This window comes from Paracoccus sp. 08 (assembly GCF_024105395.1).
GTDB classification, from domain to species: domain Bacteria; phylum Pseudomonadota; class Alphaproteobacteria; order Rhodobacterales; family Rhodobacteraceae; genus Paracoccus; species Paracoccus marcusii.
The window spans coordinates 1-20,157 of the sequence record NZ_WEKR01000076.1 but is presented as its reverse complement, the minus strand read 5'-3'; the positions used below and the strand labels follow the sequence as shown (position 1 = coordinate 20,157).

Annotated in this window: 18 protein-coding genes and 1 pseudogene; 13 read left to right on the top strand and 6 right to left on the bottom strand. The window is 67.7% G+C overall.

Annotated features, from left to right (window positions below; all coding sequences use genetic code 11):
• Positions 1-6 precede the first annotated feature (6 nt).
• The gene (locus GBO37_RS20580) at positions 7-600 is read left to right on the top strand and encodes a nicotinate-nucleotide adenylyltransferase (protein WP_252930639.1); all 594 of its coding nucleotides are present in this window, start codon (positions 7-9) and stop codon (positions 598-600) included.
• Positions 597-1,982, top strand: coding sequence for a D-alanyl-D-alanine carboxypeptidase (locus GBO37_RS20575; protein WP_252930638.1), 1,386 nt, complete (start codon positions 597-599; stop codon positions 1,980-1,982). Before GBO37_RS20580 ends, GBO37_RS20575 begins: the two co-directional genes overlap by 4 nt.
• Here GBO37_RS20575 and GBO37_RS20570 read toward each other — a convergent pair.
• Positions 1,979-2,401: a tellurite resistance TerB family protein gene (locus GBO37_RS20570; RefSeq protein WP_045999336.1), complete on the bottom strand. Its 423-nt coding sequence runs from the start codon at positions 2,399-2,401 to the stop codon at positions 1,979-1,981. The two genes, GBO37_RS20575 and GBO37_RS20570, sit on opposite strands and share 4 nt — an antisense overlap.
• Positions 2,402-2,488: 87 nt before the next feature.
• Between GBO37_RS20570 and GBO37_RS20565 the strand changes: the two genes are divergently transcribed.
• From GBO37_RS20565 to GBO37_RS20520, 10 genes are all read left to right on the top strand, one after another.
• The gene (locus GBO37_RS20565) at positions 2,489-4,075 is read left to right on the top strand and encodes a lysine--tRNA ligase (RefSeq protein ID WP_252930637.1); all 1,587 of its coding nucleotides are present in this window, start codon (positions 2,489-2,491) and stop codon (positions 4,073-4,075) included.
• A gap of 129 nt (positions 4,076-4,204) precedes the next feature.
• Positions 4,205-6,499: a glycoside hydrolase family 55 protein gene (locus GBO37_RS20560; protein WP_252930636.1), complete on the top strand. Its 2,295-nt coding sequence runs from the start codon at positions 4,205-4,207 to the stop codon at positions 6,497-6,499.
• A 70-nt stretch (positions 6,500-6,569) separates the two neighbouring features.
• Positions 6,570-8,105, top strand: a complete 1,536-nt coding sequence (locus tag GBO37_RS20555) for a SulP family inorganic anion transporter (protein WP_252930635.1) — start codon at positions 6,570-6,572, stop codon at positions 8,103-8,105.
• Positions 8,106-8,284: 179 nt separating this feature from the next.
• Entirely contained in the window at positions 8,285-10,240 is a 1,956-nt protein-coding gene (gene acs / locus GBO37_RS20550; protein ID WP_252930634.1) for an acetate--CoA ligase, read from the top strand.
• Positions 10,241-10,359: 119 nt separating this feature from the next.
• Positions 10,360-10,617 (top strand): DUF4212 domain-containing protein, encoded by a 258-nt coding sequence (locus GBO37_RS20545; protein ID WP_148911726.1) that lies wholly within the window; start codon positions 10,360-10,362, stop codon positions 10,615-10,617.
• A 10-nt stretch (positions 10,618-10,627) separates the two neighbouring features.
• Complete coding sequence (locus GBO37_RS20540; RefSeq protein ID WP_252930633.1) at positions 10,628-12,535, top strand: sodium:solute symporter family protein; 1,908 nt, start codon at positions 10,628-10,630, stop codon at positions 12,533-12,535.
• 60 nt (positions 12,536-12,595) lie between these two features.
• Positions 12,596-14,410, top strand: a complete 1,815-nt coding sequence (locus GBO37_RS20535; protein ID WP_252930632.1) for a DUF294 nucleotidyltransferase-like domain-containing protein — start codon at positions 12,596-12,598, stop codon at positions 14,408-14,410.
• Complete coding sequence (locus GBO37_RS20530) at positions 14,407-14,910, top strand: hypothetical protein (protein WP_252930631.1); 504 nt, start codon at positions 14,407-14,409, stop codon at positions 14,908-14,910. Before GBO37_RS20535 ends, GBO37_RS20530 begins: the two co-directional genes overlap by 4 nt.
• On the top strand, positions 14,903-15,265 hold the full coding sequence (locus GBO37_RS20525) for a response regulator transcription factor (protein WP_042244394.1): 363 nt from the start codon (positions 14,903-14,905) through the stop codon (positions 15,263-15,265). Before GBO37_RS20530 ends, GBO37_RS20525 begins: the two co-directional genes overlap by 8 nt.
• A complete protein-coding gene (locus GBO37_RS20520; protein WP_252930630.1) occupies positions 15,265-17,139 on the top strand; it encodes an exonuclease domain-containing protein in 1,875 nt (624 codons plus the stop codon). The genes GBO37_RS20525 and GBO37_RS20520 overlap by 1 nt, the downstream gene beginning before the upstream one ends.
• Here GBO37_RS20520 and GBO37_RS20515 read toward each other — a convergent pair.
• The 5 genes and pseudogenes from GBO37_RS20515 to GBO37_RS20495 all read right to left on the bottom strand — a co-directional run.
• Positions 17,136-17,516 carry an AAA+ family ATPase gene (locus GBO37_RS20515; protein WP_252930629.1) on the bottom strand — a complete coding sequence of 127 codons (381 nt, stop codon included), beginning with the start codon at positions 17,514-17,516 and terminating at the stop codon, positions 17,136-17,138. The two genes, GBO37_RS20520 and GBO37_RS20515, sit on opposite strands and share 4 nt — an antisense overlap.
• A gap of 38 nt (positions 17,517-17,554) precedes the next feature.
• The gene (locus tag GBO37_RS20510) at positions 17,555-18,220 is read right to left on the bottom strand and encodes a molecular chaperone DjiA (RefSeq protein WP_045999326.1); all 666 of its coding nucleotides are present in this window, start codon (positions 18,218-18,220) and stop codon (positions 17,555-17,557) included.
• A 140-nt stretch (positions 18,221-18,360) separates the two neighbouring features.
• A complete protein-coding gene (locus tag GBO37_RS20505) occupies positions 18,361-18,855 on the bottom strand; it encodes a GNAT family N-acetyltransferase (RefSeq protein WP_252930628.1) in 495 nt (164 codons plus the stop codon).
• Entirely contained in the window at positions 18,852-19,412 is a 561-nt protein-coding gene (locus GBO37_RS20500) for a VOC family protein (protein ID WP_252930627.1), read from the bottom strand. The genes GBO37_RS20505 and GBO37_RS20500 overlap by 4 nt, the downstream gene beginning before the upstream one ends.
• Positions 19,409-19,576, bottom strand: a pseudogene (locus GBO37_RS20495) (tryptophan synthase subunit alpha); the annotation flags it as partial. The pseudogene GBO37_RS20495 and the gene GBO37_RS20500, both read right to left, overlap by 4 nt.
• A 172-nt stretch (positions 19,577-19,748) precedes the next feature.
• Here GBO37_RS20495 and trpA point away from each other — a divergent pair.
• Positions 19,749-20,157 (top strand): tryptophan synthase subunit alpha (gene trpA, locus GBO37_RS20490; RefSeq protein WP_252930626.1); only part of this gene is annotated, 409 nt, incomplete at its 3' end.

The window sequence follows — 20,157 nt, the reverse complement described above, 5'->3', positions numbered from 1 at the left end:
GGCCGGATGCGAACGGGCTTTCCCCTCGCGCGGCCAGGCCAGCGCATCGGCATTCTGGGCGGGTCCTTCGATCCGGCCCATCAGGGGCACCTGCTGATCAGCCAGGTCGCCCTGCGCAGGCTGGGTCTTGACCGGGTCTGGTGGCTGGTCTCTCCCGGAAACCCGCTCAAGGCGCACGGCCCCGCGCCGTTGGCGACGCGCATGGCCGCCGCCCGTGCCACCGCCCGCGATCCCCGAATCCTTGTCACCGACATCGAGGCCAAGCTTGGCCTGCGCAAGACGGCGTATACCCTGCACGCGCTTGCGCGGCTTTATCCGGGGGTGCGGTTCGTCTGGCTGATGGGGTCCGACAACATGGTGCAGTTTCACCATTGGGACCGCTGGCGCGCGATCGCCGACCAGGTGCCGATCGCCGTGATGGCCCGGCCCGGATCGCGGCTGGCGGCGCGTCATGCCGTTGCGGCCACCATCCTGCGCCGCGCGCGCCTGCCGGAAGCGCGGGCTGCTTTGCTGGCGCAGGCAAGGCCGCCGGCCTGGGTGCTTTTGAACCTGCCGATGTCGGGCCTGTCCTCCACCGAACTGCGGAAAGGGCTGCGATGACGCTGAACCGACGCCGGATGCTGACCATGATGGCGGCCGCTACCCTGGCCCCCAGTGCCCTATCTGCTCAGGGGCTGGACCTGCGCCCCCGGCCGCGACCGCTTCCGGAACCCGGCGATCTTGTCACGCGGTCCGGCCTGCCCGGGCGGGTGGCCTTTGCGCTGACCGACGGGACCGAACCGCTGGCCCTGCGCCAGGCGGGGGCGCTGCTGGCGCCGGCCAGCACGATGAAGGCGATCACCGCGCTTTATGCACTGGACCGGCTTGGCCCGGCCCATCGGTTCCGCACGCGGGTGATCAGGGCAGGGGACACGCTGATCCTGGCGGGCGGCGGCGACCCTGTGCTGACCACCGATGACCTGGCGCGTCTGGCCGACGATCTTGTCGGGCTGAAGACCCCAAGCCCCGCGCACTTTGCGGTCTGGGGCGGCGCCTTGCCCGGCATCGCCGAAATCGCCCCCGAACAGGACGATCATCTGCCTTACAACCCCGCCATCTCGGGGCTGATGCTGAACTTCAACCGCGTCCATCTGGGCTGGACCCGCGTGGGCGTCGATCATCAGATCAGTGTCGAGGCGCGGGCGGCCGACAATTCCCCCCGCGCCTATACCGTCACCGCGATGCCGGGCGACCAGTCCGATCTGTTTACCTATCGCCACGATCTGGAACGCGAATATTGGACGGTGTCGCGCGCCGCGATGGGCCGAACGGGCAGCCGGTGGCTGCCGGTGCGTCTGCCCGAACTTTATGCGGCGGATGTGTTTCAGACGCTGTGCCGCGCCCGCGGGCTGGTCCTGCCCGCGCCCGACGTGATCGACCGCCTGCCAGCGGGCCAGGACATCGCGCATCATGACAGCCCCCCGGTCGAGGCGCTGGTCCGCGACATGCTGGAATATTCCACGAACCTGACGGCCGAGGCGCTTGGACTGCATGCCAGCGGTGCTCCCGATCTGGTGCAGTCGGGACAGGCGATGCGCGGCTGGCTGGACGGGCTGGGGCAGGGGATGCGACTTTCCGATCATTCGGGCCTGTCGGATGCCAGCCGGATCAGCCCCTATGCGATGACGCGCGTGCTGGCGGGGCCGGGGCGCGATCTGCTGTTGTCGCGCCTGATGCGACGCAATCCGCTGGCCGATGACGACCACCCGGTCAACGCGCCGGTCGCGGCCAAGACCGGGACGCTGAACTTTGTGTCGAACCTGGCCGGATACGTCACCGGGACGTCGGGAACCGAAGGCGTGTTCACCATCTTCTGCGCCGATGCCGTGCGTCGCCGGGCCACCATCGGAGAGGAGCTGCCCGCAGGTGTCAGCGCCTGGACACGGCAGGCCAAGGCGCTGCAGGCCGATCTGCTGAACAGTTTCGCGGGTCGTCTGGCCTAGACGGTCATGTGGCGCACGCGGGCCGACAGCTCGATCGCCGCGGCGTGCAGGCGGCTGATGTTCAACTGGTCGCGGATCTCGGCCAGCATCATGACCTCGCCCTCGTACAGGCGGCCGTCGGCCGCGCCCACATCGCAGGCAAGCGCATAGGCCGTCTCATAGAGCTTCTCGGGCAGCGCGTCGCGGATCAGGCCGAACAGCGCGTCCACGCCATCCTCTTCGTCGAACAGCGTCATCACGGTCTGGCTGATCGGCCGGATGCGGTCGTCGTCATAGGCCGCAAAGACCGGCGCATGGTCGACCATCCGCTGGATCGCCACCAGTTCGGATGTGCGGATGGTGCTGTCCGAGCAGGACACCGCCACCATCACCGCGACAAGCGCATCGCAGGGGGACAGGGAAGGCAGGTCGATGGTCATGGCACACTCCGCTTCGTTCGGGTGCAAATTATTGACGATCTGCGGCGCTTTCAATAAGCGTTCCGGACCTCAACAGGAGATCCGACCATGACCACCCTGCGCGACGCCGCGATGCAATCGAAGGCCTGGCCGTTCGAAGAAGCGCGCCGGGTGCTCAAACGGTACGAGAAGCAGCCCCCCGAAAAGGGCTATGTCCTGTTCGAGACGGGCTATGGCCCCTCGGGCCTGCCCCATATCGGCACCTTCGGAGAGGTCGCGCGCACGACGATGATCCGCCGCGCCTTTCAGGAGATCAGCGACATCCCGACGCGGCTGATCTGTTTCTCGGACGATCTGGACGGCATGCGCAAGGTCCCCGAGAACGTCCCCGACCAGGAGATGCTGAAGGAGCACCTGCAGCTTCCCCTGACCTCGGTCCCCGATCCGTTCGGCGAATACGACAGCTTTGGCGGTCACAACAACGCCATGCTGCGCCGCTTTCTGGACACGTTCGGGTTCGACTACGAATTCGTCAGCGCGACTGAGTTCTACAAGTCCGGCCAGTTCGATGCGGTGCTGCTGCGCGCCGCCGAACGCTATGACGACATCATGGCGGTGATGCTGGCATCCCTGCGCGAAGAGCGTCAGCAGACCTATTCCTGCTTCCTGCCGATCAGCCCCAAGACGGGCCGCGTGCTGTATGTGCCGATCAAGCATGTCGACGCCAAGGCAGGGACCATCACCTTCGAAGAGGACGGCGAGGAGATCACCCTGCCGGTCACCGGCGGCAATGTGAAGCTGCAGTGGAAGCCAGATTTCGGTGCACGTTGGGCCGCGCTGGACGTCGACTTCGAGATGTATGGCAAGGATCACAGCACCAACACGCCGATCTATGACCGCATCTGCGAGATCCTGGGCGGCAAAAAGCCCGAGCATTTCACCTATGAGCTGTTCCTGGACCAGGACGGCCAGAAGATCAGCAAATCCAAGGGCAACGGCCTGTCGATCGACGACTGGCTGACCTATGCGTCCACGGAAAGTCTGTCCTATTTCATGTATCTCAAGCCCAAGACGGCCAAGCGGATGCATCTGGACGTGATCCCCAAGGCGGTGGACGAATACCACCAGCAGCTCCGTGCCTTTCCCGACCAGACCCCCGAACAGCAGCTGGCGAACCCTGTCTGGCACATCCACGGCGGCAACGTGCCCGCGTCCGACATGGCGATCCCGTTCCAGATGCTGCTGAACCTGGCATCCGTCGCGGGCGCCGCCGACAAGGAGGGACTGTGGGGGTTCATCCGCCGCTATGCCCCCGAGGCCAGCCCCGAGACGCATCCCGGTCTGGATCAGGCTGCGGGCTTTGCGCTGCGCTATTTCACCGATTTCGTGGCCCCCTCGCGCCAGTTCCGCGAACCCACCGAAGTCGAGCGTACCGCGATGCAGGACCTGGCCGATCGCCTGGCCGCATGGGACCAGCCCGCCGACCCCGAGACGCTGCAGTCGATGGTCTTCGCCGTCGGCAAGGAGCACGGGTTCGAGCCGCTGCGCGACTGGTTCGCGGCCCTGTACCAGGTGCTGCTGGGCGCGGACCAGGGGCCCCGGTTCGGCGGCTTCATCGCGCTTTACGGCGTGGATGAGACCCGTGACCTGATCCGGGACGCGCTTGACGGCAAGCTGGTCATGAACCACGGCTGACGTTGCGGACGGGGCCGTTGCGGCGCACGCTGCGTTCAGGCCCCGTTAACCTTTCATCAACTATTTCTGTCCGCATCACGGCGGGGCTTCCCGGACCCNCCCGCCATGCCGATACGGAAGGGATAGCCGATGAACATAGCGATCACCAACGGGCTTTTGCTGACCCCACCCGCCTTCAGGGCGGGCTTGGGCGTCTGGTCGCGCAGCGACGGCACATCGGGCAGTCCTACCTGGGCCGATGCGGGCAATGCCGGCATCGTTCCCGCCGACCAGGATTTCGGTCCCTGCTTCGAGGTCGTCAAGCAGCAGACCACGACCAGCCTGCGCTTCATGGGAGAGACGCCGATGATCCCCGGCGTCTATCTGCGCGTGTCGGCGCGGGTCAAGATCGTCGCCGGCCCGCTGGCCAGCGTTCGCATCGCGGGCTGGGCGGGCGACGGGTCGCGCAACGCGGTCGCGGGCCTGGTGACCACGGGGACGACTGTCGCGCTGCGCAACTACGGCGAGGTGGTCGAGGTCAGCGCCATCGTCGGCGTCGGCAACCGGCCGGGCGTCGATCTGCCGTGGGGCACGCGCGCGGTCTATGGGCATTTCGGTCTGGACCTGGTGGGCGCCAATGGCGGGGCGTTCCGGGTCGAATCGATCCGTATCGACGACATCACCGCGGCGTTCGTGCCGTCGCTGCTGGACTGGGTGGACGTGCGCGATTTCGGCGCGGTCGGCGATGGCGTAACGAACGACCGGGCCGCGTTCCTGGCGGCGGACCAGGCGGCGGCGGGCGGATCGATCGTGGTGCCCGCAGGGACGTTCTTCATTTCGGGCGACCTGTCGATCAACAGCCGCATCCGTTTCAAGGGCCGCCTCATCACCCCGCCCTCGACACGCGTGTCGCTGCTGCGCAGCTTTGATTTTCCGACCTATGCGGATGCCTTCGGCGACGAAACGCTTGGCATGAAGAAGGCGCTTCAGGCGCTGCTGGGCTATACCGATCATATCTCTCTGGACCTTGGCGGGCGCCGCGTGGACCTGGACGAACCGCTGATGCTGGCCGAACTGGCGCCCACGCTGGAGGGCTTCGCGAACCGCCGGGTGATCCAGAACGGCTCGATCCAGGCAATGCCCGGCCCCGCATGGCAGACCGGCCGCGCGACCAGCCCCGGCACGTACAACCCGGCCCAGCCCTATCTGCTGAGCAACGTCGCCAATGTCGCGGCCATCGAGGTCGGCAGCCGCATCATCGGCAGCGGCGTCGGCCGCGAGGTCTATGTGAACGCCAAGAACGTCGCCCAAGGCACGCTGACCCTGTCGCAGCCGCTTTATGGCGGCGCGGGAACGCGGCAGTACAGTTTTGAACGCTATCGCTATCTGTTCGACTTTTCGGGCGTGCGCGAACTGAGCCGCCTGAACTTCTCCAAGGTCGATTTCGGCTGCGACCGCATCTCCAGTGGCGTGATGCTGCCCCAGCAGGGAGAGATGATCCAGTTCGCCGATTGCTACTTCACCCGTCCGATGGACCGGGCGATCACCTCGATCGGGCGCGGCTGCCAAGACCTGCTGGTCGACAACTGCCAGTTCATCTCGAACGACCTCGACCTGCCGGCGCAACAGCGCACCACGGTCGCGATCAACGTGAACGCCAACGACATCAAGATCCGCAACAACCGCTTCGTGCGGTTCGCGCATTTCATGGTGGCGAACGGCGGCGGCCACATCATCAGCGGCAACCACTGGTTCCAGGGCGACGGGTCGGGGCAGGGGCTGCGCTATGCGGGCCTGGTGCTGACCCAGCCCAACGTGCAGACGACGGTGTCGGGCAACTACATCGACAACGCCTCGATCGAATGGACCAACGAACACAGCGCCATCCCGAACTTCACCGGGTCCGAGTTCAGCTTTGGCGGCCTGACCCTGACGGGCAACACCTTCCTGTGTTCGAACACCGTTGCGTGGTTCACCTGGATCACCGTCAAGCCCTATGGCTCGGGGCATTTCATCCAGGGGCTGAACGTCGTGGGGAATGTCTTCAAGGCGCTTTATGGCAACGTGGAGCGGATCGACCGGGTCGACACCTCGATCGCCGACCTGAACTACAACAGCATGCGCAACCTGCAGTTCGAGGCCAACACCTTCAACGGCATCAACACCTATGTGTCGAACCCGCTGATGATCCAGCTGACCCAGAACACCGCCACGGCGACCTGGACCACGCCGGTGCTGACCGGCCTGCCATTCCAGGGCTGGGCGCGTTCCGTCCAGTCCGTCGTGACCGAGGTCGCGCTGCAGTCGACCAGCGGCGCCCGTGTCGATGCGACCCCGACGGTCGTGCCGGATTCGGGCACGTCAAAGCGCCAGATCCGGCTGACCTGGTCGCAGCCCCTGCGCGGCCGGGTCTGCATCTATGCGCGGATGGATCGCCCGCAATAGCACGATCATGCTGTTGACAGGCGCCTTGGGCCGGGGGCAACCTCGGCCCARGGCCATGTGCGGAGGATCCATGGGCTATCGCCCCGCCTTTCTGGATCTTTCATTCGATCTCAAGGACCTGCAGGCAGGACTTACGGTCGCCATCGTGGCGCTGCCGCTGTCTCTGGCGATCGCCATCGCCAGTGGCGTCGGTCCCGACCGCGGGCTGGTCACGGCCATCGTGGGCGGGTTCCTGGTCAGCGCCATGGGCGGGTCACGCCACCAGATCGGCGGCCCGGCGGGCGCGTTCATCGTGCTGGTCGCGGGCTGCGTCGCGGCGATCGGCATCGACGGCCTGATCCTGGCCACGATGCTGTCCGGTGCCATGCTGGCGGTGCTGGGCCTGCTGCGTCTTGGCGGCACGATCCGGCTGGTGCCCTATCCGGTGATCTTGGGGTTCACTGCCGGGATTGCGGTGATCATCGCCGCAAGCCAGCTGCGCGACCTGTTGGGCCTGACGCTGTCCGTGCCCGAACCTGCCGCGCTACTGCCCAAGCTGTCCGCCCTGTGGCAGGCACGTGCCACGGCTGATCCGCAGGTTATCGGCGTCGCACTGACCGCGGTCGCGGTGATCGTGATCGCACAGCGCCTGGCGCCCCGCCTGCCGGCGCTGCTGCTGGGGATCGTCGCCGCCACCCTTGCCGCACAGGTGCTGGACGCGCCATCGGTCTTTGATCGCTTCGGCGCGCTGCCGGCCGGTCTGCCGATGCCGATGCTGCCCACGCTGGACTGGGCGTCCGTTCAGGCGGCGCTGCCCTTCGCGGTGGGCTTCACCTTGCTGGGGGCGATCGAGTCGCTTCTGTCGGCGATGGTCGCCGACCAGATGGCCGGCACCCGCATGCGTCCCGATGACGAGCTGATCGGGCAGGGGCTTGCCAATATCGGGGCGGGCCTGTTCGGCGGCTTTTGCGTCACCGGCACCATCGCCCGGACGGCGACCAACGTGAAGGCCGGAAGTCGCGGCCCGGCATCGGGGATGATCCACGCCGCGCTGCTGCTGGCCTTCCTGATCGTCGCGGCGCCGCTGGTCGGGGCCATTCCCCTGGCCGGCCTGGCGGGGCTTCTGATGGTCGTCGCTTGGAAGATGATCGAATGGCACGCGATGATCAGCCTGACCCGCATCGACCGGCCCGAGGCGGGGGNGATGGTCGCGACCTTCCTGGGCGTTATCCTGCACGATCTGACGACCGGCATCCTGGTCGGCATGGCGCTGACCGGGATGCTGTTCATCGCGCGGATGTCGCGCGAGGGGACCGCCCATGCCCCCGCAGCCGACCCCGATGGCCCAGCGGACCGGATGGTGATCCATCTGTCCGGGCCGGTCTTCTTTGGCTCTGTCGCGCGGATCGAGGGGGCGCTGGCCCGGATCGACGCGCATCCCCGCCTGCTGCTTCTGGACATGTCACAGGTCACGCTGATCGACCGAAGCGGCGCCCAGATGATCCGCGACCTGTGCGACCGGCTGGCACGCCGCGGAACCCGGGTCGTGGCGGTCCATGCGCGGCCGGTGCTGCGGGCGGGACTGCACGGCAGCGTCACGGTTGCCGAAGACTCTGCACGTTTGTGAAGCATTGACAGGATCGGTGATCCTCAAGTCAATTAATTTACAAAATTTCCGTTTATAAAAAACAAGTTAACTTGTTCCCTCATCTGTGATTAACATGGTGGCGACGCAGCGTTGCGCCCACACCCTGATAGGGGTCGTCGCGGCCGGGCTGCAGCATGGCGACGACGAGGGGGAAAGTCATGACCGCTGAAAACATTCGCAAACACGCCATTCCGGCCGGCCTGGAGGACGCTCATGCCGGCCCCGAGGACTATGCGCGGCTGTATGACGAATCGATCCGCGACCCGCAGGGCTTCTGGTCCCGCGAGGGGCAGCGGCTGGACTGGATGACGCCCTATACCAAGGTCAAGAACACCGACTTCACCCTGGGGCAGGTCAGCATCAAGTGGTTCGAGGACGGGGTCCTGAACGCCTCGGTCAACTGCATCGACCGCCACCTGCCGACCCGTGCCAACCAGACCGCGATCATCTTCGAACCCGACGATCCGCAGACGCCCGCCCAGCACATCACCTATGCCCAGCTGTCCGAAAAGGTGAACCGGTTCGCCAACGTCCTGCTGAGCCAGGGCGTGATGCGCGGCGACCGCGTGGTGATCTATCTGCCGATGATCCCCGAGGCCGCCTATGCGATGCTGGCCTGCGCGCGCATCGGGGCGATCCATTCGATCGTCTTCGCGGGCTTTTCGCCCGATGCGCTGGCCAACCGGATCAACGACAGCGGCGCCAAGGTTCTGGTTACCGCCGACACCGCGCCGCGTGGCGGCCGGCGCACGAACCTGAAATCGAACGCCGACGCGGCGCTGCTGCATTGTTCGGACAAGGTGCGCTGCCTTGTGGTCAAGCATACCGGCGACCAGACCACCTGGGTCGAGGGGCGCGACATCGACGTCAAGGCGCAGATGGAGCAGGTCGCCCCCGACTGTCCGCCCCGCCCCATGGGCGCCGAGGATCCGCTGTTCATCCTGTATACGTCGGGATCGACCGGCAAGCCGAAGGGCGTCGTGCATACGACCGGCGGCTATCTGGTCTATGCGGCGATGACGCATCAGTACACGTTCGACTATAAGGATGGCGACGTCTTCTGGTGCACGGCGGATGTGGGCTGGGTCACCGGCCACAGCTATATCGTCTATGGCCCGCTGGCCAACGGTGCCACGACCGTGATGTTCGAGGGTGTCCCGACCTGGCCCGACGCCGGACGCTTCTGGCAGGTCTGCGCCAAGCACAAGGTCACCCAGTTCTATACTGCGCCGACCGCCATCCGCGCGCTGATGGCCAAGGGGCCCGAGCCGGTCGAGGCGCATGATCTGTCGTCGCTGCGCATCCTGGGCACCGTCGGAGAGCCGATCAACCCCGAGGCCTGGAATTGGTACAACGAACATGTCGGCAAGGGCCGCTGCCCCATCGTCGACACCTGGTGGCAGACCGAGACCGGTGGCCACCTGATCACGCCGCTGCCCGGTGCGATCGAGACAAAGCCCGGATCGGCCACGGTGCCGTTCTTCGGCGTGGTCCCGGTGATCCTGGACGCGGCCTCGGCCGAGGTGCAGCAGGGCGACCCGGCCGAGGGCGTGCTGTGCATCGGCGACAGCTGGCCCGGCCAGATGCGGACCCTGTGGGGCGATCACGCCCGCTTCGAAGAGGCGTATTTCCAGCAGTATCCCGGCTATTACTTCACCGGCGACGGCTGCCGCCGGGACCAGGACGGCTATTACTGGATCACCGGCCGCGTCGATGACGTCATCAACGTCAGCGGCCACCGCATGGGCACGGCCGAGGTCGAATCCGCTCTGGTCGCCCATGAGAAGGTCGCCGAGGCCGCGGTCGTGGGCTATCCTCACCCCATGAAGGGGCAGGGCATCTATGCCTATGTCACGCTGATGAACGGCGTGGACCCCTCGGAGGAGCTGCGCGCCGACCTGGAGAAATGGGTCCGCACCGAGATCGGCCCGATTGCCAAGCCGGACCTGATCCAGTGGGCGCCGGGCCTGCCCAAGACGCGGTCCGGCAAGATCATGCGCCGCATCCTGCGCAAGATCGCGGAAAACGACCACGGCACCCTGGGCGACACCTCGACCCTGGCCGAACCCGAGGTCGTGGACGATCTGATCGCCAACCGCATGAACCGCGGCTGACGACCGGCCGGGGGCCTTGGCGCCCCCGCAAACCTGCCCGCGCCCATCGCCGGGGACGGGCTTGGAAGAACACTAGGGCGGAGTGACAGACATGTCTGAACAGGGAGGGACCTAGGGACATGAGTGACAGACAATCCTCGAATGCCTATTGGCAGGCCAATCTACGCATCATCTACGTTTGCCTCGCGATCTGGGCGCTGGTGTCCTACGGCTTCGGCATCATCCTGCGGCCGCTGCTGTCGGGCATTTCGGTGGGCGGAACGGATCTGGGATTCTGGTTCGCGCAACAGGGGTCGATCCTGTGCTTCATCGCGCTGATCTTCTTCTACACCTGGCGCATGAACCGCCTGGACGCCGAACACGGCGTGGACGAGTGAGGACCCAGCCATGAGCCAATTCACCCTGAACCTGCTGGTCATCTGCGCCTCGTTCGCGCTGTATATCGGCATCGCCATCTATTGCCGGGCGAAATCCACGGCCGAATTCTATGCCGCCAACCGCGGCGTCGGACCGGTCATGAACGGCATGGCGACGGCCGCCGACTGGATGTCGGCCGCGTCCTTCATCTCGATGGCGGGCCTGATCGCCTTCACGGGCTATGACAACTCGACCTACCTGATGGGCTGGACGGGCGGTTACGTGCTGCTGGCCCTGCTGCTGGCGCCCTATCTGCGCAAGTTCGGCAAGTTCACCGTGCCGGAATTCATCGGCGACCGCTTCTATTCGCGCACCGCGCGGATCATCGGCGTGATCTGCCTGCTGATCGTCTCGATTACCTACGTGATCGGCCAGATGACCGGCGTGGGCGTCACCTTCTCGCGCTATCTCGAGGTGTCGAACGCGACCGGCCTGTGGATCGGCGCGGCGCTGGTGTTCTGCTATGCCGTTCTTGGCGGCATGAAGGGCATCACCTACACACAGGTCGCGCAGTATGTCGTCCTGATCATCGCCTACACGATCCCGGCGGTGTTCATCTCGCTGCAGCTGACGGGCAATTTCCTGCCGCCCCTGGGCCTGTTCGGCACGCATGAGGGATCGGGCGTGGCGTTCCTGGCGCAGCTGGACGGTCTAGTGACCGACCTGGGCTTCCGCGCCTATACCGAACACCACAACTCGACCCTGGACATGGTCCTGTTCACGATGGCGCTGATGATCGGCACCGCGGGTCTGCCGCACGTGATCATCCGCTTCTTCACCGTGCCCAAGGTGTCCGATGCCCGCAAGTCGGCAGGCTGGGCGCTGGTCTTCATCGCGCTGCTCTATACCGTCGCTCCGGCGGTGGGTTCGATGGCGCGCTTCAACCTGACCGCGACCATGTGGCCAGGCGCCGCGCAGGGCGAGACCTTCAGCCAGCCCGCCGTGTCGCTGGCCGACATCGAGACCAGCGAGGACCTGGCCTGGATGCGCAATTGGCAGACCACGGGACTGCTGAACTGGGAGGACAAGAACGGCGACGGCCTGATCCAGTACTACAACGACGGTGCCGCCGCACAGGCGACCGCGCTGGCCGCGGCCCGCACCTGCGGCGACCAGGCGGCGATCGACGCAGCCCAGGCCGCCTATGACGCCCGCCTGGCCGAGACCCATGCCGCCCTGCCGGGCGCCCCCGCGGTCGAGCAGAACTGGGTCGGGAACGAGCTGACCACCGTGAACAACGACATCATGGTGCTGGCCAACCCCGAAATCGCCAACCTGCCGGGCTGGGTCATCGCCATCGTCGCCGCCGGCGGCCTGGCCGCTGCCCTGTCGACCGCGGCGGGTCTGCTGCTGGCGATCTCGGGCGCCGTGTCCCACGACCTGATTAAGGGCACGCTGCGCCCGAACATCAGCGAAAAGGGCGAACTGATGGCCGCGCGCGTCTCGATGGCGCTGTCGATCCTGGTCGCGACCCTGCTGGGCCTGAACCCGCCGGGCTTTGCGGCCCAGACCGTGGCACTGGCCTTCGGCCTTGCCGCCAGCTCGATCTTCCCGGTGCTGATGATGGGGATCTTCTCCAAGCGTGTCGGCAAGGAAGGCGCGATCGCCGGCATGATCGCGGGCATGCTGTCCACGATCCTCTACATCTTCGCCTACAAGGGCTGGTTCTTCATCGCGGGCACCAACATGTTCCCCGATACGCCCGACGCCTGGCTGTTCGGCATCTCGCCGGCCTCCTTCGGCACCGTGGGCGCGGTGATCAACTTTGCGGTCGCCTTCGGCGTCTCGGCCGTCAGCAAGCGTCCCCCCGCCCATGTGCAGGAACTGGTCGAATCGATCCGTGTCCCGCGCGGTGCGGGCGGTGCCGTCGCGCACTGATCACCCTGCCGCGTCCCCGACCGGGGGCGCGGCACCCTCCTTCCCACAAGGTCACCCCGGATGCCCGACAGCATTGTCGATTTCATCGCCACCGTGCATCCCTATGACAGCCTGAAGCGGGACGAGCTGGCGCGCGTCGCCACCTCCTTCAGCCGCAGGACATTCGCTCCCGGCGACCTGATCTACCAGTTCGGAGACCGCCTGCCGGGCCTGTACCTGATCGAAAGCGGCCAGGTCGCGGTCACCGACCGCAACGGCGACAGCGTATCCCAACTGGGGCCGCGCAATTCCTTCGGCGAACGCGGCCTGCTGCGCGACGGGGTGGCAGTCACGTCGGCGCGGGTCATGGACCAGCCGGCGGTGATCCTGATGTTGCCCCGGGCAGAGGTGATGCGCCTGATCGCCGACCATCGCGCGGTCGCCCGGTTCTTCGACCGGGGAAGGGGGCCCTCCGACCGCGGAGGCGACCTGGCCCGGCTCAAGGTGGGGGAACTGCTGTCGGGCAAACCCGTCAGCTGCACCCCCGAGACCCCGATCATCGAGGCCGCCCGCCAGATGCGCGACGCCCGCGTCAGCAGCCTGGGCATCACCCAGGGCGGCCGCCTGATCGGGCTGGTTACTATCCGCGACATGTCGAACCGCGTGGTGGCCGAAGGGCGTGACATGCGTCAGCCGGTCAGCGCCGTCATGACGCCCGACCCTGTGACCTTGGACCCCACGGCCTTGGGCTATGACGTGCTGAACATCATGCTGGAACGGCGCATCGGGCATCTGCCGGTGGTCGATGACGGCCGTTTCGTCGGCATGATCAGCCAGACCGACCTGACGCGAGTTCAGGCGATTTCCGCCGCGGGGCTGATCCGGCAGGTCGCCAAGGCGCGCGACACCGCACAGATGGCCGCCATCACGGCCCGCATTCCCGAACTGCTGACGCAGCTGGTTCAGGCCCGCCAGCGGCACGAGATCATCACTCGCATGATCACCGACATCGCCGACGCGGTCACGCGCCGCCTGCTGGACCTGACGGCCGCCGACCTTGGGCCTGCGCCCGCCGCCTGGTGCTGGGCCGCCTGCGGCAGCCAGGGCCGCCAGGAACAGACCGGCGCCAGCGATCAGGACAACTGCCTGATCCTGGCATCCCGCGCCAATCCGAAGGATCCGTGGTTCACCGCCTTGGCGCGGCGGGTCAGCGACGGGCTGCATGCCTGCGGCTATGTGCATTGCCCGGGCGACATGATGGCGACCAACCCGCGCTGGTGTCAGCCGTTGGACATCTGGCAGGGCTATTTCCGCGACTGGATCACCCATCCCAGCCCCGAGGCGCAGATGCTGGCCTCGGTCATGTTCGACCTGCGCGCCATCGGCGGCGACGTCACGTTGCTGAGCGACCTGCAGGACGGGACCCTGGACGCGGCCTCGAAGAATTCGATTTTCATCGCGCATATGGTTGGAAATTCACTGAAACATCGGCCTCCGCTTGGCCTGATCGGCGGCTTTGCCACAATCCGGTCCGGAGAGCATCGCCACCATATCGACATGAAGCACAACGGCGTGGTCCCCGTGACCGACCTAGCGCGGGTCTATGCCCTGCAGGGGCGCATCGGCGCGGTCAACACACGTGCCCGGCTGGAGGAGGCCGAGGCGCGGGGCGTGATCTCGGCCACGGGCGGGCGCGACCTGATCGCCGCCTACGACATGATCCAGACCGTGCGGCTTGAGAATCAGGCGCATCTGGTCAGGGCGGGGCGCAGGCCCGACAATTACCTCTCACCGGCGGATCTGTCGGATTTCGAACGCAGCCACCTGCGCGACGCCTTCGTCGTCGTGCGCGGGATGCAGTCGGCGGTGGGACATGGCAAGGGGATGCTGGGATGACAGGGATCGGAAGCGATCTGATCGGGGTGATCGCCGCGGCGGTCGGGGCGGCGGCGGTGCTGTATGCCGGGATGCATCTGGCGCGCAAGCTGGGCCTGTCGCCCGCCGCCTGGCTGCTGCCGGCGGGCATCGGGCTGTCGATGGTCGCTTATTCGGTGTGGAACGACTATGCGTGGTTTGACCGCGCGCAGGCCAGCCTGCCTGCCGGTTCGCAGGTGCTGGTCGTGGGGCATGACAGCCAGCCCTGGGCGCCCTGGACCTATCTGTTCCCGGTCGAGACGCGGTTTGCCGCGCTGGACCCCGCGCAGATCACGCAGGGCGCGGACGGCACGCTCCGTGCGCCGATCATTCTGGTGGAACGCCGCGGCCAGACCGTGATCGTGCCGCAGGACTTCGATTGCGCGGGCGCGCGGATCCGTCCGGGACGCGCCGACTGGATGCCCGCGGGCGATGATGCGGCCTTTGCCACCGTCTGCCCGGACGGAGGGACCAATGGCTGACATCCTGGTCATCGAGGATGAGGACAATATCGCCACCGCGCTGGATTTCCTGCTGACCCGCGACGGCCATCGCCATGACCGCATCGCCACCGGACGCGGCGCCGTGGACCGCATCCGCCAGACGCGGCCGGACCTGGTCCTGCTGGACGTGATGCTGCCCGAGGTATCGGGGTATCAGATCGTCCAGGACGTGCGCGCCGATCCCGACCTGGCGGGGGTGCGGGTGCTGATGATGACCGCGCGCGGTTCCGTGGTCGAGCGGCGCAAGGGGCTGGCGCTTGGCGCCGACGGCTTTATCGCAAAGCCCTTCGAACTGGCCGAGTTGCGGGCCGAGATGGCCCGCCTGCTGTCCTGATGCGCCGGCGCATCCTGATGCTGTTCCTGGCCGCGCTGGTCACGGCGCTGGTCCTGGCGGGGTTGGCGCTGTGGCGCGTGGTGCAGGGCGGGCAGGATGCGGTGATCCAGGCCGCAATGATCGCGGGCATTGGCCTTTTGGGGCTGATGACCGCGCTGTGGTTCCTGTTCGACCGGCACCTGGCGCGGCCGCTGGAATCGCTGGCCGGGGCGTTGCGGACCGGGCGCGTTCCCGACCTGGCGCAGGCCCGTCACCTTGCCGATCTGGGCCCGGCCGCCCGGGACGCGGCCCTGGCGCGCGAACGGTCCGACCAGGCGCTGGCGCAGGCGCTGCAGGATCACGCCGCCGAAACCCTGCGCGAAAAGGCCAGCCTGGAGGCGATCCTGGCCGATTTCGGCGCGGGCGCGGTCATGGCCGACGCACGGGGGCGGGTGGTGTTCTATAACGCCAGCGCGGCGCGGCTGCTGCCGGGACTGGCGTTGGACCGGGCGCTGGACACGCTTTTGACATCGGGCGCGTTGCGGGCGGCAAAGATGCGGCTGGCCGCGGGTGCCGCCGCGACGGACCTGGTCTGCCTGACGGTCGGTGGTGTCCGCCTGTCGGGTCGGTTGCGCGCGATCGACGACGGGCTGCTGCTGATCCTGCGCGATGGCGCGGTCCAGCGCCCCGCACCCCGCGACATGCTGGAGGCGCTGCGCCGCCATGCGTCGACCTTGGTTCCGATGCTGGACGCGCTGGACGGGCCGATCCCGCCCGCGTTGGCTCAGGCGATCCGCGCCGAAGGACAGGGCTTGGCCAACGCCACACGCAGCCTGTCCAGGATCATGGCCAGCGATGCGCCCGGCACGGTGGCTGCGCTGACGGAACTGGCCGCGGGGCTGGAGGCGGCGGATCTGCCGCCGCTGGCGTTCCGTGCAGAGGCGGCCAGCCTGAACGCGCTGCTGCTGCTGCTGGATGCCCGGCTGCGCGCCTTGGGGCACACCCCGGTGCTGTCGGTCCGGCCGGACCCTGACGACCAGATGCGGCTGGTGCTGGATTGGCGCGGGTCGCCGTTGCCTATCGACCTGCTGGAGGGTTGGCTGACCGCCGCCCCCGATCCCGGCCAGCCCGATGTGACGGGGGCCGAGATATTGGCCCGCCACGGCACCGGCATCTGGCCGGAAACGGACGGCGCAAGGGCGCGGCTGGTCATGCCGCTGGCCTTGGCGCAGGGCGTCGCGGACGGGTCGGGGGTGACCTATGATTTCGCCTTGGCGACGCGGGGGGCAGCGTCGTCGCGGCTGGCGGACCTGACCTGCGTGGTCTTCGACACCGAAACCACGGGACTGACCGATCGCGACCGGATCGTCCAGATCGCCGGTCTGCGCCTGGCGCGCGGCCGCCTGACCGGGGAACGGTTCGAGACGCTGGTGAACCCCGGCTGTCCCATTCCCCCGGCCTCGACCGCGATCCATCACATCACCGACGCAATGGTGGCCGACGCCCCGGATCTGACCGCGGCGCTGACGGCATTCCGGCATTTCTGCGACGACAGCGTGCTGATCGCGCATAACGCGCCCTTCGACATGGGCTTTCTGCGGCGCGCCGAGGCGCAGACCGGCACGCGGTTCGACAACCGGGTGCTGGACACGGTGCTGCTGTCGGCGATGGTCTGGGGTCAGTCAGAGGTCCATACACTGGATGCGCTGACCGAGCGTCTTGGCATCGCCATCCCGCCCGAGGCCCGGCACACCGCGATGGGCGACACCATCGCCACCGCGCAGGCCTATCTAACGCTGATCTCCGCACTGGAGGCCAAGGGCATCACCCGGTTCGAGGAGGTCGTGGCCAAGGCCCGCGACCACCGCGCGCTGATCGCCGATGCGAACCGCTAAAGCGCGATCTGCGGCTGGTCCGGGGCGGGGTCTTCGTCCGGGCGCAGCGTGTCGCCCAAGGGGGGCGGCGCGGGCGCGTCCTCACGGCGTCGGATCAGGATGTCGCCGTTGGGCAGGCGTTCCGGCGCCTGATAGTTGCGGATGTCATCGACCTGCGCCGCCAGATCCTGCAGGACGGGGCCCATCTGGCGCAGAGCGCCGGCCAGGTCCTGGGCCAGGGGCGACGTGACGCCGGGCTCCTCCTCGCCCCACAACTGCCCCATGATCGCGCCCAGGCCGCGTTCCAGGAACCCCGGTTCCTCCGGCGCCTCTTGCGCAAAGGCGGGGGCGGACAGCAGGGCAAGGCACAGGGCGGCGGGGGTCAGGATGCGTGTCATGGGCCAAAGATGGGCAGTGCCCGCCCGCCGCGCAAGGTTCAGGCGGCCCCGGCCTGCAGATTGCCGCGATAGAGGTTGCGATAGCTGTCCCAGGCCTCGTTGAGGCGACGGGTGCGAGCCTCGGCCAGACGGATGGCTTCGGGGGGCAGGCCGCGACCGATGGCGTGGTCAGGGTGGTTCTCGCGCAGCAGCTGGCGCCAGCGGCGCTTGACCTCGGGCAGGGGGGTGTCGGGTGCGACGCCCAGAACCTCGCAGGGCGGGCAGCCGGCGCCCTTGTCATGCCGCCGCCGGATCGCGGCGATCTGCGCGGGCGCCAGCCCGAAGATGCGACCGACCTCGTCCAGAAACGCGATCTCGGCGGGCTGCAGCGCACCGTCGGCCACGGCGATGACGAACAGACCCTCCATCACGTCCAGAAGGACCGGGTCGCCAGGCTGGAACATCGACGCCATCTTGCGCGCCCAGGCATCGAAGCCGGCCACGTCCTTGCGGGCCAGATCGAAGACGCGGGCGGCGTTCTTTTCCTCGGACCGGGGGATGATGAACACCCGACGAAAGGCCGCGACCTCGGAGCGTTCGACGGTGCCGTCGACCTTGGCCAGCTTCGCCCCAAGCGCGATCACCGCAATGGTGAAGGCGACCGACCGTTCCGGCGGCGTCGCCGGACGATTCGTCCACAGGAACACGGTGATGCGGTCGGCCATCCGCTGCCAGAAGCTGCGGGGCCTTGGCAGGTCAGGGCAGGGGCCCGTGCAAGTCTCGGGGGTGGTGCAGCAATCCATGCCCCAAGGTTAGCGCCGAAACCGGCCAAGCGATAGGGGCGCATTGCCGCCGTGGCGGCATGCTAGGCCGAAAGATCGCGCCCCATCAGCACAAGGTCGTGAAACTGCCCGAATTTCCATCCCGCCACCGGGATGCGGCCCCATTCGGCATAGCCCATGGCCCGGTGGAAGGCGATCGAGCCGTCGTTCGACCCGGTGATCCCGCCGATCAGGATGCGGTGGCCGCGCTGGCGGGCGTGGTCTTGAACGGCGGTCAGCATGGCCCGGCCGACCCCGCGTCCCCGCGCATCCGGAGCCGCGTGGATCGTGTGTTCCATGCTGCGCGCATAGCCCGCACCGCCGCGAAACTGGGAATAGGTGGAAAAGCCCAGAAGACGGGCACCATCGGCCGCCACGATGAAGGCCTGTCCGGCCGCCTGCCGCTCTGCGATCAGGGCCGCGATCTGGTCATGGCTGCGCTCATCGGNCCAGAAGGTGATGGCGGTGTCGCGGACGATGGGGTTCCAGATGGCCGCGATGGCGGGCACATCGGCGGCGGTCGCGTCGCGCAGGATCACAGCGTCACCTCTCCGTCCGGGGTTGCCAGGGTCGCGGTCAGGGGCGTACCCGCCCCGGTCAGCATCAGCCGGCGGTCGTCCAGCTCAAGCCGGTCCAGCGGCAGGGTCAGCCGCGTCAGGCGCACCCCGCGATCGGGCAGGCGGTCGGACGGGTGTGGCCCGTCACCCCAGTCGATCAGCATGGGCTGCGCCCCGTCGCGCGGCATCTGGTTGGCCAGCGGCAGGGTGATCTGCCAGGACAGGTCGCCGCGGCGCGCCTGCACGACGCGCGTGCCGGCGGGTGCGCGCAGTGGCGTCGCGCGCATCACCCAGCCCGCCACCCGCGGCGGGCCGTCGAACCCGTCCAGCCCGAACCAGCAGGGCCGGACATCGGCCTCGGGATCGGGCGCGATCAGTTCCAGGTATTCCCCCGGCCCAAGCGACATCAGGCGGTTGTGGGTGCCCATGCCCGGATGGCGCCCGCCCGGTTCCAGCGTCAGGCCGTGGCCGGCCAGCCACGCGGCCCCTTCGTCCAGGGTGCGGGCGGCGATGGCCACGTGATCGAAGGCCAGGCTCACCCGCGATGGGCCCCCGCGGCCAGGTCGCGGACGAAGGCCAGGATTTCCGGGACGGGGCGCCCCTCGCCGATCTGCTTGACGATGGCGCTGCCGACGACGCAGCCGTCGGCGACGGATGCGATCGCCTCGGCGGCCTCGGGGGTCGAGATGCCAAAGCCCACGATCCCCATGCGAAAGCCCATGACAGCACCCTTTCCCGTCTGAATATCCCGCGCCTGTTACGCGCCCCGCGCGGCCAAGTCCAGCCTTGGCCCGGCCCGCGCCCGACCCGCGCCCGGAGATTGCACCCACCCCCCATGCGCGCTAGGGATTGTGCCAAAGAATGCAGGGACGGACATGACCAGAATCGACGACAGGTTTGCAGCGCTCAAGGCCCAGGGCAAGAAGGCCTTCGTGGCCTACATGATGGCATCCGACCCCGACGATGCGACCGCGCTGCAGATCATGCGCGGCCTGCCCGACGCGGGGGTGGACATCATCGAACTGGGCATGCCCTTCACCGACCCGATGGCCGATGGCAGCACGATCCAGGCGGCAGGTCAGCGCGCCCTGGCCCAGGGCGGCAGCGTCAGCCGCACGCTGGACATCGTGCGCGAATTCCGGCGCGACGACACCACGACGCCCATCGTGCTGATGGGCTATTACAACCCGATCTATGCCCGAAAGGGCGGCGTGACCCAGTTCCTGACCGATGCGGTCGAGGCGGGGATCGACGGCCTGATCGTCGTCGACCTGCCCCCCGAGG

Excerpts from the sequence above, each read along its gene's own strand:
- GBO37_RS20580 (WP_252930639.1), top strand. The coding sequence starts at position 7 with ATGCGAACGGGCTTTCCCCTCGCGCGGCCAGGCCAGCGCATCGGCATT.
- GBO37_RS20565 (WP_252930637.1), top strand. The coding sequence starts at position 2,489 with ATGACCACCCTGCGCGACGCCGCGATGCAATCGAAGGCCTGGCCGTTC.
- GBO37_RS20510 (WP_045999326.1), bottom strand. The coding sequence starts at position 18,220 with ATGGCCGACCGCATCACCGTGTTCCTGTGGACGAATCGTCCGGCGACG.
- GBO37_RS20560 (WP_252930636.1), top strand. The coding sequence starts at position 4,205 with ATGAACATAGCGATCACCAACGGGCTTTTGCTGACCCCACCCGCCTTC.
- GBO37_RS20545 (WP_148911726.1), top strand. The coding sequence starts at position 10,360 with ATGAGTGACAGACAATCCTCGAATGCCTATTGGCAGGCCAATCTACGC.
- GBO37_RS20570 (WP_045999336.1), bottom strand. The coding sequence starts at position 2,401 with ATGACCATCGACCTGCCTTCCCTGTCCCCCTGCGATGCGCTTGTCGCG.
- GBO37_RS20535 (WP_252930632.1), top strand. The coding sequence starts at position 12,596 with ATGCCCGACAGCATTGTCGATTTCATCGCCACCGTGCATCCCTATGAC.
- GBO37_RS20575 (WP_252930638.1), top strand. The coding sequence starts at position 597 with ATGACGCTGAACCGACGCCGGATGCTGACCATGATGGCGGCCGCTACC.
- GBO37_RS20540 (WP_252930633.1), top strand. The coding sequence starts at position 10,628 with ATGAGCCAATTCACCCTGAACCTGCTGGTCATCTGCGCCTCGTTCGCG.
- GBO37_RS20530 (WP_252930631.1), top strand. The coding sequence starts at position 14,407 with ATGACAGGGATCGGAAGCGATCTGATCGGGGTGATCGCCGCGGCGGTC.
- acs (WP_252930634.1), top strand. The coding sequence starts at position 8,285 with ATGACCGCTGAAAACATTCGCAAACACGCCATTCCGGCCGGCCTGGAG.
- GBO37_RS20525 (WP_042244394.1), top strand. The coding sequence starts at position 14,903 with ATGGCTGACATCCTGGTCATCGAGGATGAGGACAATATCGCCACCGCG.
- GBO37_RS20520 (WP_252930630.1), top strand. The coding sequence starts at position 15,265 with ATGCGCCGGCGCATCCTGATGCTGTTCCTGGCCGCGCTGGTCACGGCG.
- GBO37_RS20515 (WP_252930629.1), bottom strand. The coding sequence starts at position 17,516 with ATGACACGCATCCTGACCCCCGCCGCCCTGTGCCTTGCCCTGCTGTCC.